Below are 17,221 nucleotides of genomic sequence, written 5' to 3'. Positions count from 1 at the left end.
TAGCTGACTTAACTATAACTTAACATTGTAATGAATAAAAACACGGTTAAACTAAGTATCAGTGCATTAGTTTTTGCTTGCGCCTTATTACAGGCTCCCCCAGCCTTGGCTGCAAAGAAAAAAACTACCCCAAAAACTGAGAAGGCAGTTTCCAAGGAAAAAGATTCGACAGATACTAAAAAAAATAAATATGCTGACTTAATAAAAGATGGCGTATACAAAAAAGGGATGTTCAATGCAATCCAAGTCAAAACGGATATGTACTTTGAAATACCTGATAGTTTATTAAACCGTCAGTTTTTGATTGTCAACAAACTATCACAAGTTCCTTTAGAAGTGAATGATGCTGGTGCAAATAAAGGAATGAATTATGAAAACAAACTAATCACTTTTCACAAAGATACTTTAGCTAATAAAATATGGGTAAAGACAGAAACGCCAAGAGTAACTTCTCCCAAAGAAGATGCTATTACAGAATCTGTTAAAGACAACTTTATTGAATCAGTTCTTGAATTTTTTGAAATTGAAGCACAAAACCCAGATTCCACAGCTACAGTAATTAAAGTTAATAAAGTATTTGATGGAAATCAAACCAGCTTTAATGACGTGTTAACTGGATTGGGGTTACCTACATCCATTAAGACAAACTTATCGTATATCGAAGGTGTAAAAGCCTTTCCTCAGAATATGGTTGTCAAGTCTTTACTGACGACAAGTGTAAACGAAGGTAGTGGTGATATGCCTGTGTCATTAGGTGTGACTACCAATATAGTGTTATTGGCGAAAGAGCCAATGAAACCGCGTATTGCCGACAAAAGAGTTGGATTCTTTACTGAGAAGAGTTGGTTTTTCAGTGATGCTCAACACAAAATGGAAGAACGCGAGTACATCACTAAATGGAATCTTGAACCAAAAGAAGAAGATGTAGAAAAATATTTAAGAGGAGAATTAGTAGAACCTAAAAAACCTATCGTATACTATATTGACCCTGCTACTCCACCACAATGGAGACAAAAGATTATCGCAGGGGTACATGACTGGCAGGTAGCATTTGAGCAAGCGGGATTCAAAAATGCCATTATTGCTAAAGAACCAACAGCAGAGGATAAAGATTTCGATATTGACGATGTACGCTATTCCGTAATTACATATGCTGCATCACCAAAATCTAATGCTATGGGACCATCTGTTATGGATCCACGAAGTGGAGAAATCTTAGAAGCAGATATTATATGGTGGCATAATGTAATGACATCTGTACACAGTTGGATGAGAATACAAACTGGTCCAATAGACCCAAAAGCGCGAGCGAATAAGTTTACAGATGAGCACATGGGAGAAGCTATCCGATTTGTATCTTCTCACGAAGTAGGACACACTTTTGGCTTGAAACACAATATGGGTGCGTCTTATGCATTCCCTGTAGATTCATTGCGTTCAAAAGAGTTCACAGATAAAATGGGTGGTACAGCACCATCAATTATGGACTATGCGAGGTACAACTACGTAGCTCAACCTGAAGATGGAGTAACTGCTATAACTCCGCAAATTGGCTTGTACGATAAATATGCAATTGAGTGGGGTTACCGTTGGTATCCTGATCAAGAAACAGAGAAAAAAGCTTTGCGCAAAATGATAGAAGATCACCAAGATGATCCAATGTATTTCTACGGAGAACAACAGAGCTATCTAAACATTGTAGATCCACGTTCACAATCAGAGGACTTAGGAGATGATGCAATGAAAGCAAGTGAATACGGATTAAAGAATTTAAAAATTGTAGTAAATAATATTATTCCTTGGACATACGACAAAGGAGAGGGATATTACGAGGCTGGAAAATTATACATGGGAGCTATTGGACAATGGCAGATGTATAATCAACATGTTCTATCCAATATTGGAGGGGTTTATTTAAACCATGCGGTTTACGGAAACAACAAAAAAGCTTATGAACCTGTCCCATATGAAACACAAAAAAGAGCAGTAGAATACTTGGCAAAAAATGCCTTACAATTGCCAAACTGGTTGTTCTTTAATGAAGTGATAGATAGAACATACGGCCTAAAAGACTCTCCTGTAGGTCCATTTGAATACTCTCCTTATTCATTAGCGAGAGAGTTACAATACACAACCTTGTACTACACATTAATGGATGAACGTTTACTTCGTCTTTTAGAGAATGAAGTATTACAAGCAGAAATGGGAACAGAGAAAAACTTCACAATTTCTGACTTGTTTGATATGCTTAATAGTGAGATTTTTGCATTGACAAAAAAAGGAAAATCACTATCGATTTTAGAGCGAATGACACAAAAGAATTATGTTGACGCCTTAATTATTGATGTTAATAAACTTTTTGAGAAAACAAGTAAAAAAGGATTAATTAGCGACTACTCATTACAAATGCCAACTTTGTGTAATTACACAGAAGGGGCAAACAAATTGCGCAATATCAATTATACCGTAATGAAAAGAGTATCCGAAGTTACTTCTTACAAAAAAGGAGAATTAATAAGAATCAAACACCTATTAAACAAAAAGAAGAATACAGGTGACAAAGCTACACGCGCACATTATATTGATATCATCAATAGAATAAACGAGGCTTTAAACCTTAACTAACCCCACTTATTTAAACAAACAATGAAGAAACTTTTTCTTTTATTTTCACTTCTAACGTTCTCTCTGACTTTTGCACAAGAGAAAAGAGTGATTACAGGTTTTGTTGCAGATGCTACGGATAAATTAAGTTTACCAGGGGCATCCATTATCGTAGAAACACAGACTGTTTCGAACGAGACTGCACAAAAAGGAATTATAGAAAGTACCAGTATTGGTACAATGACAGATATGGATGGGAACTTCAAACTTGAAGTTCCTACTAATACAAAAGCGATACGCGTAAGTTACATTGGATATGAATCTAAACTGGTAAACTTAACGACAAAAGACAGCTATACTATACTTCTTGGTAGTGACACAAATATGTTAAGTGAAGTGGTTGTAACTGGATATCAAACAATTGAAAAAAGAAAACTTACTTCATCAGTTGCGCAGATAGGAATGTCGGATATTAACCAAGTAGGTGTAGCCAGCGTTGACCAAATGTTAACAGGACAGATTGCAGGTGTTGCCGTTACACCACTTACAGGTTCACCAGGAGGACCAACAAAAATTAGAATACGTGGTACAGCTTCTTTAAATGGGCCTCAAGATCCATTATGGGTAGTTGACGGTATGCCATTAGAAGGTAATGACGTACCTAATTTTAACGATAAAGACAATATTGATCAGTTGCAAAACTTTTCAATTGCCGGTCTAAACCCAGATGACATTCAAGATATTACTATTCTAAAAGATGCATCAGCAACAGCAATCTACGGAGCAAGAGCTGCCAATGGAGTAATCGTTATTACGACTAAAAAAGGTAAAAAAGGACCTATGAAGGTTAACTTCACTGCAAATACATTTATCAACGAAAGACCGAGATTCTCTAAATTAAACATGATGAACTCGTCTGAAAAAGTTGATTTAGAATTAATGTTAGCAGGAAGACAAGACATCAATAACTTGCGTTCTGGACAAGGTGAAGTAATGCGCATCTTAAACCAAAACAACGATTTAGATGCTTACCGTCAAGGAGGTATTGGAGCAATCTCATTAGCTTCTCAAAATGGCATTAATAATTTAAGAAATACAAATACAAATTGGGGGAATGAGTTGTATCGTGCAACTGTGAACCAACAGTATGGATTGAGCTTATCTGGAGGAAATGACCATTCAGATTACTACTTCTCTTTAGGTTACTACGATGAAAAAGGAGCTACGATAGGTACAGGATTTGAGCGTTACAACTTAACTTTCAAAAACAACTATCAATTGACAGATAGGTTTAAAGCAGGAGTGGCAGTATTCGGAACTTACTCTATCAAGGAGAATTTTGTTACTGACATAAATGCGAATATTAGTCCAAGCGTATATTCACGTAATGCTAATCCATATTTAACACCTTACAATGCCGATGGAAGTTACAATTACGATAAAGATATTGATGGATTTGACGGAAACTATATTCCGTTTAACTTCTTAGAAGAAAGAGCAAACACAAGCTATGATTTAAAGACTAAGTCTATCAAAGCAGTATTTGACTTAGAGTATAAAATACTTGAAGATCTTAAAGTAACATCACAATTTGGTTTACAATTAGACAAAAGTGACACGGAAAAATACTTAGGACAAGAAACCTATTCTACTCGTGTACTCAGAGAAGGAACGAGATATAGACAAAATGGAGAAACAAAATACTTCTTACCTGATGGTGGAGTAATTGAGAACTTCAACAACGAATTGTTTCAGTACAACTGGAAGACTCAAGCAACATACAATGCTATATTCAACGACAAACACGAAGTAGATGTTATGGCAGGTATGGAGATTCGCGAAACAGAAAACACAATTATCAAGTCAAAGGGATATGGTTATGATCCTAATACCCTGCAAACACAACAAATTCTGTTTCCTGAGAGTATTGGGCAAGGAGATAAAAACAAATACGAAACGTATAGAAAGACCAGAGCGAATGATGCATTTGCTTCTTTCTTTGCGACAGCGGCATATACTTTTGACCGTAAGTACACCATTTTTGGTAGTGTGAGATACGATGGTTCTAACCTATTCGGAGTAGATCCAAAATACAAATATGTGCCACTATGGGCTATTTCAGGGTCATGGGCAGTAAGCAATGAGAAGTTCATGGAAAACGTTGAGTTTATTAACAACTTGCGTTTACGTGCATCCTATGGGTTACAAGGAAACATAGATAAAACAACATCTCCTTTTGTAATTGGAGAATACAACAAAAGTGAAATTCTACCAGGATATTCAGAGTCAAATATCCAGGTTACAAATCCACCTAACGGAACATTGCGCTGGGAAAAAACAACTAATACAAACGTTGGTTTAGATTTAGGTTTATTCAATAACAGAATTGCTTTTGAATTTGATGCATACAACCGTAAGAGTACAGACTTAATCGGATTGAGAGCATTGCCACTTGAAACAGGTTTTGCTTTTACACAAATGAACTGGGCTCAAGTAACTAATAAAGGTTTTGAGGTTTCGGTAACCACACGTAACATAGCTACACCTGATTTCTCATGGAGTACAACAATCAACTTGGCTCGTAATAAGAGCAATGTTGACCGAATCATGATTAGTGAGAATAGCTTTTTACCTTCAAGAGAAGGATTACCAGTAAACTCAGTATTTGTAATTAAAACTGCAGGTTTAGATGATCAAGGAAATATACTATTCTGGAAAGATGGAAATAAAGTTTCAGGAGTAGAGTTCTTTAAACTAAAAGATGAAATGGAAGATATTATGCCAGGATATCTTGTAGGATCAGACCTAACAGCTGAAGAATATAGAAACCTATATAGCTATGCTGGAGATGCAGATCCTAAGTTTACAGGAGGTATCATCAACAACTTTAGATACAAGAATTTCGATTTGAATATCTCTGCTGCTTTTAGTATAAAACAAACTGTAAAAAGAGCACCTTCATACGATATTTCATTACTGGATCCAGGTCATAACTATTCAAGAGAAATCTTAGATATGAAAACACCTGAGAATCCAAATGGATCAATGCCTAACTTGACACCAGATGATAACAATGGTAACTATGGAGCAACAAACGACATGTGGATGTTATCGAAGTACTTCGGAGGAATTGATGCAGGAAACGCATACAAGAACCTTGACATTTGGACTAAAGAGGTAAGCTATATCCGTATCAGCAGTATTCGTTTAGGGTACACATTCCCTAAAGAGGTCATGAGTAAAATGAGAATTGACAATGCTAAAATCACTATTGAGGGAAGAAACTTATTTGTATTTGGAAGTGATTACAAAGGTTATTTTGACCCTGAGACTTATGGAAACATATATACTCAGCCAATACAAAAGTCTGTATCAATAGGATTAAACATAAGCTTCTAACAACCTGAAACAAAATGAAAAAAATAGTATTAATAATGAGTTGTATCACATTAGCTCTAACAACATCGAGCTGTGATAAATTCTTAGATATAGAACCAAAGGGAAAAGTAATACCTAAGACAGTAGATGATTTTAGAAAACTCATCACTTCGGCTTACGATGCTTATCCTAAGCATAAATCATTAGCTACTACTCGTACTGATGAAGTAGTCTTATACACAGAAGAAAATACATTTCTTACTTCTGTTAGAGAGATATACAGATTCAATGATCAAAATGCAGACAACTCCACACAAGAGTTTCCATATGAGAGTTTTTATAAAATAGTATTTTACGCTAATCACGCGACTCTTGAAGGAGTAAAGACTATGGAGCCTGGAAGTGCTAAAGAACAGTTATTAGCTGAGTACTATGCCTTAAAGGCAATGGCTAACTTTGATTTGGTAAACCTTTATGCTAAAACATATGACAAAGAAACTGCTGGGCATGAAAGAGGTATTGTAATTGAAAATGAAGTTCAGATAGAAGAATTCAAATCTCCTAACACTGTAGCTGAAGTATATGCTCAAATTCACAGTGACATCCAGCGTGCAAAAGAACACATTCAAGTGGACAATTATGAAGTGGGGAAAAATTACCGTTTTACAAGACCAGCAATTTTAGCCTTAGAAGCTCGCGTACACCTTTATCAAAGAAACTATGAAGATGCGTTAAAAAGTGCTGAAGAAGCATTGACTTATAAGCATCAATTACAAGATTTGAATCAAGACAATAAAACACCTGTGACTTCAATCACAAGTGTAGAGTCAATCTTAGCATTAGAAGACGCTCTTGATGGTCAGTTTAGAAATATTGCTTATGTATCAAAAGATTTAATTCAAGCGTATGATCAAGAAAACGATTTGAGATTCACAAGTTACTTTTCAAAATCAGGAGATAAATTAACAGTAGAAAAAACTGGTTTAAAAGACAGAAAAGTATCTTTTAGAACTGCTGAATTATACATGATCAAAGCAGAAGCATTAGTACAATTAAATCGCTTAGCTGAAGCAAAAGAAGCTTTAGAGTCACTGATAGCTAAACGCTATAAAAGCGATGCTGCTACTAAACTACTTTCAAAGATATCTAATTTTAATCAAGCGCAATTTTTAGATTTTATCTTAGAAGAGCGATTCAGAGAGTTTGCATTCGAAGGACATCGTTGGTTTGATTTAAGACGATTAAATCAAAAAGAAATCATTCACGAATTAGATGGGAAAGTTTACAGACTTGTCGAAAACGATATAAGGTATACTTTACCTTTTCCAAAAACAGCAAAACAAAGCAATCCAAATTTATAGCCAAACACGCCTTAAAAACTACTCTATCTTTAGAGTAGTTTTTTTTATGTTCTTAATTGACTATAATGATATAAAATTAATTTTCTTAATTTTGTGATCAAATTAAGTCACAAATGAGAATAGCTATAGTAGAAGATGAGAGCTTGGCTTCAAACTACCTAAAAAGCCTTTTAGAAAGACAAGATATTATCCATATCACAGATATTACTTTACTGTCTTCAGTTCAGGAAGCTACTCGCTTTTTCTTAGTGAACAAGGTCGACTTAATCTTCATGGACATTCACTTAGGCGATGGCAAAAGTCTTGAAATCTTCGAAAACGTAGAAGTAAAGAGCCCAATAATCTTTGTAACAGCCTATGATTCATATGCTATACAAGTATTTAAACAGTTTACAATAGACTATATACTCAAGCCTTTCACAATGGAAGAATTAGAGGAAGCATTGCAGAAGTTTCACAATATTGTAAAGCAATTTGAAGTTGATAATACGCTTAAAAGTCTAGTTTTATTGGATGAAGAAAATAGTTCTGAAATTAGAAAGCGCTTCTTAGTACACAATGGTCATAAATTAAAATCTATTGAATCAAACCACATTGCCTATTTTGTTGCGGAAGGAAAGCATTTATTCTTACATACTTTTGACAACAATAGTTATATATACGATGACACTTTAAAAGACGTAATTAAAAAGTTAGACACAGATTACTTCTTTAAAATCAATAGAAAATACATTGTTAATATAAATTCAGTAAGCGAAATAATTAAACACAATAGCCAAAAAATTGAGATAAAACTACAGCCAAATCCCGAAGAGGAAAGTCCTATACTCGTGAGTAAATCACAGATTCACGAGCTTAAAGCATGGTTAAGTTAACTACTAATATTTCAATAACTTTATATTAATTTTATAAACTATTCGCATTTTAATTTATTATATTTGGAATATTATCAACTAACAAATACACTAATAAAACAACTATGAACATAGGAGATCGTTTAATCAACTGGGTGGATTGTATTCTTGCTTGGTTTGATAGAATCAAAGGCTTTTTAAGTAATGCGGTTGCATTTTTTGAAAAACTAAAAGACTTAATTTTAGAGTACGTAGAATACTTTACAAAGAAAGTAGATGAATACACAGAAGAAGAATTACAATTATTAGAAGAAGAACATTTCTTCATTTAAAAAATAAAAAGAATAGCCTTAAAATAATAATTATTTTAAGGCTATTCTTTTTTTCATTTCCTCTACAACTTCAAAAGCAGCAGGACAAATAGCTACATTCTTTAAAGTTAGATTGGTTATTTGATTAAACTTTTTGCGATCTGTATGGGGGTATTCTCGACAAGCTTTTGGTCTTACATCGTAAATCATGCAATAATTATCAGCATCCAAAAAAGTACAAGGTACACTTTGTAAAACATAATCCCTATCTTCATCAATACGCAAATACTGATCGATAAACTGTTGGGGTTTTAATCTCAGGTGCTTTGCTATTCTTTCAATGTCGGCATTGGTAAAAAGAGGTCCAGTAGTTTTACAGCAATTGGCACAGCTCAAACAATCTATTCGATCAAAAACTTGTTCGTGTATTTCTTCCATTTTGTAATCGAGATCCTTAGGAGGTTTCTTTTTTAACTTATCGAAATACTTTTTATTCTCGTTATGCTTATCTTTGGCGAGTGTAGGAAGTTGTTTTAATACTTTATCCATCAACTAAATTTTGATGCAAATTTACAACCTCCATTTAATTTATTTACAATAATTACAATGAAAGATTTATTAGGTAAGGCAATTTTAGATTTCCAAACAAATAATAATCCACAGAATATAATCACAGAAACAGACATTTCTGAATCTGAAGAAATGGATATTAATTATCTCTTTAGAAAATATGAAGAAATGCCTAAAATCGAACAAAAAGCACTTGATTTAGCTAAGGGAAAGATACTTGATGTAGGTTGCGGTGCTGGAGCTCATTCCTTGCATTTAATCAAGAAAGGCTTCGATGTAAAAGCCATTGATATATCACCAAATTCAATTGAAGCTTGTCGCTTGAGAGGAATACAAGCTGCTGAAGTAAAAGATATTTTAGATTTAAAAGACGAAACTTTCGATACTATACTGCTGTTAATGAATGGAACAGGGATATTTGGTAAACTTATAAATACAACAAAATACCTCACACATTTAAAGACGTTATTGAATCCAGGTGGACAAATATTAATAGACAGTTCTGACTTGATTTATATGTTTGATACAGATGAAGATGGCGGCGTGTGGATACCAATGGAGAACAAAGATTATTATGGAGAATTAACCTTTACAGTTGAATACAAAGGGGAAATTGACAATCCATTTAATTGGTTATACCTGGACTATAACACCTTGCAAAATGCTGCCCATGCAAATGGTTTTGAATGTGATTTAATTTACGAAGGAGACAATTGTGATTACTTAGCTAAGCTATATATCTAATTGTAATTCAATACGATTCACCATTTCCTGCTCATCGCAGTAAAGTTGTGCTTATCACGATTAAAAGTGATTTTCCTTTTATTGCCATATACAGTAGGTTTGACAAAATAAAAAAGAGGAAACTTAGTTCCTCTTTTTCTATTTTATTGCATATACTTCATCATAATTCCCTGTAATCCCATAGCCCATTCCTGACCTACTTTTTCACCCTTTTCCATTAATATTGTACTCTTAGTTGAAAGTTTCTTTCCCAAAGGTGTTTCATAAAATTGGATTAGGTCTTTTACATCCTGATGTGTAAACTCACTCATATACAAATCAGCCATCTTATCTTTTAATACATTCAAGCTTGCATTTAGATCTTTTCTAAAATCTGCTCTTTTGTCTGATGGTATATTTTCTTCTAACTGACTTGTAAGTTTTTCAAAGATTGCAAGTTGCCCACTCATATCCATATACTTCTTAGTATCAGTTTTGAAATCTTGTGCAAAACTCACTTGAGATGCGAAGATTACAACAAAAGTAAATAGTAGTTTTCTCATATTAAATTAATTTTTATAATTGGTAAATGAAATACATATTAAGGGATATCTAAATACTTATGTGTTTGTAAAGAGATTCTCCATTTGGGATTATTCTTAACGTATTCTATAATAAGTGGCATCATCTCCTGGCGTTTACCCCATTCAGTTTGGAGTAAAAGCAAAGCATTAGGATTTACCTTTGCAGCTTGTTCTTCAGCAAAGATGAAGTCGTGTTTATTATAAATTACAACTTTTAACTCACTCGCTGCAGCATAAGCGCTCTCAGTAGGCAATTTAGTTTTCTTAGGCGATAAACAAACCCAATCAAAATCTCCAGACATTTCGTAAGCACCAGAAGTCTCAATATTAGTCTGCATACCTGCTTCTTTCAATTTAGAAGTTAAGTAATCTAAATTGTACATAAGAGGTTCTCCTCCTGTTATTACAGCCAATTTTGCCTCTGACGAAGCATTAGCGACGATATCTTCAATCTTAGTTAATGGATGTAATTCTGGGTCCCAGCTTTCCTTAACATCACACCAATGACAACCAACATCACATCCCCCTAAACGTATAAAATAAGCAGCACTTCCCGAATAAAATCCTTCTCCTTGAATAGTATAAAACTCCTCCATTAATGGCAATACTCTACCCTCTTGTAACGCAAGATTACGTTCTTCTTGTAACATATTCTAATCTTCTTAATGGTTACAAAGATAAAGCATATTCAAGGTATAAACTTCCTAAATAAAAAAAACTTATTTGTTAGAATACAAATAAGTTTTTTAAAATTATAACACTTAATTCGAAATTGCCTTTAATGTCTGTACTGCAAATTCATTGTTTGCTTCATATTGCAATGTCTTATCAAACATATCTTTTGCATTAGAAATATCATCTATGTTAGCATAATAAGCCCCCATAGCATTATAAGCTTCAACTAAACGACTCTTATCACTATCTGATAGTTCCGTCTCCTTGCTATTAGCTAAAACAACCTTCTCAAATGTTTGATAAGCTTTGAAACGCGCTTCGTATGCTTCTTCGCTATTTATATTGCGATATGCTCTCGCTTGGAAAAAATAAGATTCAGTAATATTAGGAGCACTTGCAATAGTTCGATCAAAGTATTTAACCGCTTGTTTCATGTAATCTTCCTGACCTTCTTTCATATCTAATCCTAAAGAATAATAACAATAAGCGATATAATAGTTATCGTAACTATAATTGCTTTGATCCTTAACTTCAGCAGAGATACTTAGCAAATCAATAGCTTCTTGAAACTTATCAGCTCTAAAAAGCTCTATTCCATAAGTATTAAAAGAAGATGCTATTTTTGAATCCACTTGAACCGCTTTCTTTAAGCTTTCGATACCTTTACTGTATGTATGCTGTCCTTGCTTTAAATAGCTGATACCTAATTGCAGGTAATTCTCTGCAGACTTGTTTTTTATACTTTCAATAGCAGTACTACTCTTCGCATAATTGCCATTATTAAAAGTAGCCACAGCTAAATACTCATATACTCTATCATTTACTCCTTTAGACTTTACTAAATCTTCAGCAAGTATCTCTAACTCTTTATAATTATTTGATTGCGCTAAAAACTTAGCATATCTCATCTTAGCCTCTAAAGAATTATCAGTAGCACTAACATACTTCTTATAGTTGTCATTTGCCTTAGCCAATAAATCGCTTTCATCAGCTTTATTTGTAGTCGACCATAAGTAATAAGTATCTGCAATCTCTCTGTAAACAGGTGCATAATCCGGAAACTCCTTATTAATTTCATTTAAAGAATTAATTGCTTCTTTAAAAGCCCTTGTACGTTTAGTAATAATTGCAAGCTCCATACGAGCCTCTAATAAATTAGGATCTAATATAGCGGCATCGCTAAAAGCAGCATATGCTTCATTATAATTGTTTTTAGCCAAATTAGCTTTAGCTACAATGAAAAAAGCGTAAGCATTCTGATAGTCTTGCTCCAACACTTTTTTAGCTATGCGCTCTGCTTCTTCAACATTTGGGTTCTTCGAATTCAAATAAGCTGCTGCCACAAGTAACTGTTCATGGTAGTCTTTCTTTCTCATTTCTTTCTCAGCCTTAGCAAATTTGTCTTTTGCTTCAGTTAAATTCGATGAATCAAGATCGATTTGCCCTAAACCAATATAATTTAAAGATCCCTTTTTCTTAACAGAGACACCTTGATTAAAAAAGTACTTAGCCGAATCAACTTGAGATTCTTGCAAATAAATATCTCCTAAATAATAATAGTTCTCACCTTCATTAGGTTTACTATCAATCAAATTTTTTAAAATATGCTTTGCCTTATCTAGTTGATCTCCTTTTATGGCTTTCTTTGCCTCTGCTAAGTCCTGTGCATGAAGTGCACCAGTACTACACAAAGCGCCAATTAATAAAGTAAGTGATAACTTATTGTGTTTAGTCATGATATAGTGTGTTTATTAATTCTGATTTATAATTCATTGCGAACGTTAAGTTCTCTTGGCGGGGTTTTAAATGGAACCAAACCTGACTTAAGTACTATTCTCTGCCCTTTATACCCAGCGATATAAGATGCAAAACCAACACCTAATCCCGATTTACCTTGCGTATCTATCACGTATATCTTACGAGTTAAAGGATACTTTCCTTCGGCTATATTATTTTGACTCGCCTTATAATAGATACCGTCCTCCTTATTCTTTACACCTAAAACCTTAATATTCTTAAGTACATCTTTTAACTCACCATCAGGTTGAACCAACCAATTTAGCCCAATAACACCGATTGCATTTGGATTCTCATTTACATATTTGACAACATCCTTAGTTGATGGTAAAAAATAGGCATAATCCTTCGGAAAATCTCTACTTCCTGTTGCTTCTCTAAAAGCGGCAGATACCGAAGAACTATAATGATCAAATACCAAAATAGGATCTTTCACTAACTCAGATTGCAAATCTTTCGTATCTCTTAGATAATCGCTCTTAACCAAGTTCTTCAAAACGCGATCATAATCTACAACAGAATCTTTAAAGCTTTTACTGGTAACAAATACAATAGCATCCGTGGCAAAATGTGTGCGTTTAGGCGTAACTTTTCCAACAAAAAAAGCAAGTTCTTGTTCATTTAAGTCACGTGGAAGAATAGCTACTCTCAATGAATCTTTGAGCATCATACTTAATATCTCTTGTTGGGGTTTTGAAATTAAGTCAACTTTAGCACGTGTGTATTCATGTTCAAAAACTCTTGCCACATCCTCTGTAATTGGAAATACAGATTCCTCTACCAGAATAGAAATCTTTCCAGAAACTGGTGTCTCCTCGATCTCTTCAAAGTTAATTTCCTTGGTATCATTAGACCCCAAACCACTTTTTTTATCACTTTTACACTGTGCAAATCCTAATCCTAACAAACATATTGTCAAGATAAAACGAGCTCTTTTGAGCACTACTCTATTCATAAATAATCTTTATTACAAACTTAAACCAATCTAAGTTCTATAAAGATAAAAAGATTTATAAGAAAACATCCTTAAATAGAATGATTTAACAAAAGCATAAAGTAAAAAAGGGCACCTAAACAGGTCCCCTTTTTACTATTTCTAATAATTCTAATTCTCTTGCCTTAAACGGATGAATCTAAATACTCCGTAAACAATTAATAAAATACCAAATAGCATACGATTATTATATTCTAAAGCTATAGGCATATCCTTCCATACGATTAAAGTAATGCCGAGTCCGACATACAATAAAAAAAAACAGAAGCCAAAAAGAAACAGAAATCGCTGCAATAGCGATTTCTGTTCAAATTTATTTTTCAACATACGATTATTGTACTTGAATTGTAATAGGTAATGTAAACTGAGAACGTACTGTTCTACCGTTTTGTTGTGCAGGTTTCCATTTTGGCATACCATTAAGAACACGCACTGCCTCTTTACCAGCTCCGTAACCAGGGTCACGAAGAACTTTGATATCAGTTAATGAACCGTCCTTCTCTACGATAAACTGAACAATAACTTGAATACGCTTAGTAGATGAATCAATATCTGGTGTTCTAAATCTACTAACAAATTGTTTTTGGAAAGCTGGCATACCTCCAGGATAAGAAGCTTGAACTTGTACAGCAACGAATACTGTATTTTCATCTGTTTCTACTTTATCCTCTTTATTTGCGTCACCAGTTTTCTCACCAGTTTTAATTTCACCGTGTTTTTTATCTCCTTCAGCGTCTTTAGCTCCAGGATCAACATCGTCTTTGAAATCTTTTTGTTTTGGTGGTTCTTCATTCGCATTCTCCTTAGTATCAACTACAGGGTCTGTAAACTTTTTAGTATCGTTTACCGACTTCACTGCTGGAGGTGGCGGTGGTGGAACATCCTCAACTGGTGGTGGTGGCGGTGGCGGTGGTGGTAACTCCACATCAGGCATTTCAATTGTCTGAATCACAACCTCCTTATCAATTCCTTTATTTCGCTCTTTCCCTAATTCACCAAAAATCTTTGGAGAAAAAACTGCTAACGTAAAGAAAGCAATACCTCCTATCAAAGAAAAAGTGGTCACTGTAGGGTTAGTAGCTCTAAGCTGATATGCTCCGTAAGATTTGTTACGTCCTTCGAAAACGATATCAAGCCAATCTTTTTTAAAGATATTTAATTTTGACATAATTTCTTTTATTTATCCTTAAGGACGTTTATTAATTCTCACCTAACATTTCAACTTCTTCTGGAGTAATGTCTACAATAGCATAGGTTCCTATGTTCGTGATAGCCATTTCGTCCAAAATATCGATTAAGTTGCTATAATTTGCTTTATCACTTGCTTTAATAATAACAATCAATCCTTTTTCTACGTCTTGAGAATAAGCTTTAGCTTGCTTATCTTTCTCAAGTAGGACTTTTCTTATTCCTTCTTTTCCATAAGAAGATTCTGTAGGTCCTTCAAGTGGTGTACCAGGCATCCCCATATACCACTTCATTTTATTATCACCTCCAATTAGAACAGTCATTGTACGATTCTCATCAACCTTAATTTTTTCCTCTTTAGGAATATCTTCAGATTTATCAGGCATCGCCAAGTTCATTGATTGAGGCTTATTCATTGATGTTGTCAACATAAAGAATGTAATCAATAAGAATGCTAAGTCAACCATCGCTGTTAAGTCAACTCCGGCATTTTGTTTCTTACTTCTTACTTTTTTATCCTTGTCGCCACCACCTGTATTTAATTCAGCCATTTACAGTATCTTTTTAATGATTAAAAATCTTCATTTCTCAAACCTGTAACCAAGAAAAACTTGTTTACTCTTTGCTCCTGAAGAATGTTCATAACTTTTTTAACTTGAGGGAATTCTTCTTCAGCATCCCCTTTGATAGCAACGTTTAAGACAAGTTCATTCTTTTCTTTGGCAACAAGACGTGCACATTGAACCCAATCTTTTAATTGGTTATTTAGTGAATCTGTAGGTATACCACTTTGTGATGCACTTTGTTTTGTACGAACATCAGCTGGCAAACTTAGAAAGCTTTTTAATTCATTCATTGGAGAACCGATTCCCTCCAAATATGAAAATGCTAGCTTCTCATCCTCACTAAAAGTAATATTGTAACGCTCACCCATTTTTTCAAGAGTAGCTTTACGATCTTCTTTTCCTAATACTCCAAAGAATACTTTACCTTCACCAAGTGTTACAGTAGCTAAGTTACTTTCAGGTAATTTAGTTTGAACTGTCGAATTTGGTGTATCTACTGGTAATGGCTCCGGAAGTTTAGCTGTAGAAGTTAATACGAAGAAAGTCAAAAGTAGGAAAGACACGTCACACATCGCGGTCATATCCACTCTCATACTTTTCTTTTTCATTTTACCTTTTGCCATTGATTAGATCTTTTGATTAAGTTTTGCCAAAGGCAAATCCCAATCTATTAATACTTTATTTAACTTAACCTTTAATTATTTTACTAACCCTTTGAATCTTCTGTAAGATTGAGTAATAGCAAAACCAGCTTCGTCAATAGAGTAAGTTAATCTATCAATTTTTGTAGTAAATGAGTTATACATTACGATTGCTAATGTAGAAGTACCAATACCTGTTGCAGTACATACTAACGCTTCAGAAATACCTGTTGCTAATGCAGCTGAGTCAGGAGTACCAGAAGTTGCTAAAGCAGAGAACGCTTTAATCATACCTGTTACTGTTCCTAATAATCCAACTAACGTACCAATAGATACTAATGTAGCTAATACAATCATATTTCTCTCTAACATTGGCATCTCTAATGTTGTAGCTTCCTCGATTTCTTTTTGAATAGCCTCAGTAGCTTCTTCACTACTAAAACCTTCTTTTTTCATCTCTTCGTATTTAATTAATCCAGCTTTTACAACGTTAGCAACTGACCCTTGTTGAGCGTCACATGCTTCCATAGCTTCGTTAATTCTACCAGCATTGATGCTTGCTTGAATTTCTTGTACGAATTTCCCAACATTTCCTTTTCCTGATGCTTTAGAAATCACAAAGAATCTCTCAATTGAGAAAACTACAGTCATTGTTAATAATCCAATTAACGCCGCTACTACAATTCCTCCTTTATAAACCATTCCCATGAAGTTTCCTGGAAGTGGGTGTCCATTTGGATCTCCATTCTCAAAGTTAGATGGAGCTCCCATTACATACTGCCAAATAACATATCCAAATAATATACATAGCACAACTGCTGCAGATGCAATTACTCTACTTGCTCCTGAACTAGAACTTTTTTTCTCAACTGATTCGTTTGATACGTTTGTCATCTTTTTAAAAATTTAATTCTTTTTTTTTCAATTATTACTTATTACTTTTTTCTCTTTTAGAACATATGAGAGTCGCAAATT

16 protein-coding genes are annotated in these 17,221 nt (G+C 34.1%); 6 read left to right on the top strand and 10 right to left on the bottom strand.

Annotation, left to right across the window (positions count from 1 at the left end):
• The first annotated feature begins 30 nt into the window (after nt 1–30).
• The 5 genes from NWE55_RS10435 to NWE55_RS10415 all read left to right on the top strand — a co-directional run bounded on the left by NWE55_RS10435 (nt 31) and on the right by NWE55_RS10415 (nt 8,529).
• Entirely contained in the window at nt 31–2,625 is a 2,595-nt protein-coding gene (locus NWE55_RS10435) for a zinc-dependent metalloprotease (RefSeq protein WP_155091081.1), read from the top strand.
• Between the two features lie 21 nt (nt 2,626–2,646).
• A complete protein-coding gene (locus tag NWE55_RS10430) occupies nt 2,647–6,003 on the top strand; it encodes a SusC/RagA family TonB-linked outer membrane protein (protein WP_155091082.1) in 3,357 nt (1,118 codons plus the stop codon).
• A 14-nt stretch (nt 6,004–6,017) separates the two neighbouring features.
• A complete protein-coding gene (locus NWE55_RS10425) occupies nt 6,018–7,343 on the top strand; it encodes a RagB/SusD family nutrient uptake outer membrane protein (protein WP_155091083.1) in 1,326 nt (441 codons plus the stop codon).
• A gap of 113 nt (nt 7,344–7,456) precedes the next feature.
• Nucleotides 7,457–8,218: a LytR/AlgR family response regulator transcription factor gene (locus NWE55_RS10420; RefSeq protein WP_155091084.1), complete on the top strand. Its 762-nt coding sequence runs from the start codon at nt 7,457–7,459 to the stop codon at nt 8,216–8,218.
• A gap of 104 nt (nt 8,219–8,322) precedes the next feature.
• Nucleotides 8,323–8,529: a hypothetical protein gene (locus tag NWE55_RS10415; RefSeq protein WP_155091085.1), complete on the top strand. Its 207-nt coding sequence runs from the start codon at nt 8,323–8,325 to the stop codon at nt 8,527–8,529.
• Nucleotides 8,530–8,559: 30 nt separating this feature from the next.
• Here NWE55_RS10415 and NWE55_RS10410 read toward each other — a convergent pair whose 3' ends face one another.
• Entirely contained in the window at nt 8,560–9,057 is a 498-nt protein-coding gene (locus NWE55_RS10410) for a YkgJ family cysteine cluster protein (RefSeq protein WP_155091086.1), read from the bottom strand.
• Between the two features lie 57 nt (nt 9,058–9,114).
• Between NWE55_RS10410 and NWE55_RS10405 the strand changes: the two genes are divergently transcribed.
• On the top strand, nt 9,115–9,822 hold the full coding sequence (locus NWE55_RS10405; RefSeq protein WP_155091087.1) for a class I SAM-dependent methyltransferase: 708 nt from the start codon (nt 9,115–9,117) through the stop codon (nt 9,820–9,822).
• Nucleotides 9,823–9,965: 143 nt separating this feature from the next.
• Here the strand turns inward: NWE55_RS10405 and NWE55_RS10400 are convergent, their stop codons facing one another.
• The 9 genes from NWE55_RS10400 to NWE55_RS10360 all read right to left on the bottom strand — a co-directional run bounded on the left by NWE55_RS10400 (nt 9,966) and on the right by NWE55_RS10360 (nt 17,140).
• Complete coding sequence (locus NWE55_RS10400) at nt 9,966–10,364, bottom strand: DUF2059 domain-containing protein (protein ID WP_155091088.1); 399 nt, start codon at nt 10,362–10,364, stop codon at nt 9,966–9,968.
• 38 nt (nt 10,365–10,402) lie between these two features.
• Entirely contained in the window at nt 10,403–11,035 is a 633-nt protein-coding gene (locus tag NWE55_RS10395; RefSeq protein ID WP_155091089.1) for a 7-carboxy-7-deazaguanine synthase QueE, read from the bottom strand.
• A 111-nt stretch (nt 11,036–11,146) separates the two neighbouring features.
• Entirely contained in the window at nt 11,147–12,796 is a 1,650-nt protein-coding gene (locus NWE55_RS10390) for a tetratricopeptide repeat protein (protein ID WP_258204047.1), read from the bottom strand.
• A gap of 26 nt (nt 12,797–12,822) precedes the next feature.
• Complete coding sequence (locus NWE55_RS10385) at nt 12,823–13,812, bottom strand: PstS family phosphate ABC transporter substrate-binding protein (protein ID WP_155091091.1); 990 nt, start codon at nt 13,810–13,812, stop codon at nt 12,823–12,825.
• A 150-nt stretch (nt 13,813–13,962) separates the two neighbouring features.
• Nucleotides 13,963–14,178 carry a hypothetical protein gene (locus NWE55_RS10380; RefSeq protein ID WP_155091092.1) on the bottom strand — a complete coding sequence of 72 codons (216 nt, stop codon included), beginning with the start codon at nt 14,176–14,178 and terminating at the stop codon, nt 13,963–13,965.
• 4 nt (nt 14,179–14,182) lie between these two features.
• Nucleotides 14,183–15,019 (bottom strand): energy transducer TonB, encoded by an 837-nt coding sequence (locus NWE55_RS10375; protein ID WP_155091093.1) that lies wholly within the window; start codon nt 15,017–15,019, stop codon nt 14,183–14,185.
• A 31-nt stretch (nt 15,020–15,050) separates the two neighbouring features.
• Complete coding sequence (locus tag NWE55_RS10370; protein ID WP_155091094.1) at nt 15,051–15,590, bottom strand: ExbD/TolR family protein; 540 nt, start codon at nt 15,588–15,590, stop codon at nt 15,051–15,053.
• Nucleotides 15,591–15,610: 20 nt separating this feature from the next.
• Nucleotides 15,611–16,228: an ExbD/TolR family protein gene (locus tag NWE55_RS10365; protein ID WP_155091095.1), complete on the bottom strand. Its 618-nt coding sequence runs from the start codon at nt 16,226–16,228 to the stop codon at nt 15,611–15,613.
• A gap of 75 nt (nt 16,229–16,303) precedes the next feature.
• Nucleotides 16,304–17,140, bottom strand: a complete 837-nt coding sequence (locus NWE55_RS10360) for a MotA/TolQ/ExbB proton channel family protein (protein ID WP_155091096.1) — start codon at nt 17,138–17,140, stop codon at nt 16,304–16,306.
• Nucleotides 17,141–17,221: the final 81 nt, after the last annotated feature.

Source organism: Myroides albus (assembly GCF_024722315.1).
GTDB classification, from domain to species: Bacteria; Bacteroidota; Bacteroidia; order Flavobacteriales; family Flavobacteriaceae; genus Flavobacterium; species Flavobacterium album_A.
Note: the sequence above shows the minus strand (reverse complement) of the source record. Positions and strands in the feature narration are given on the sequence as shown.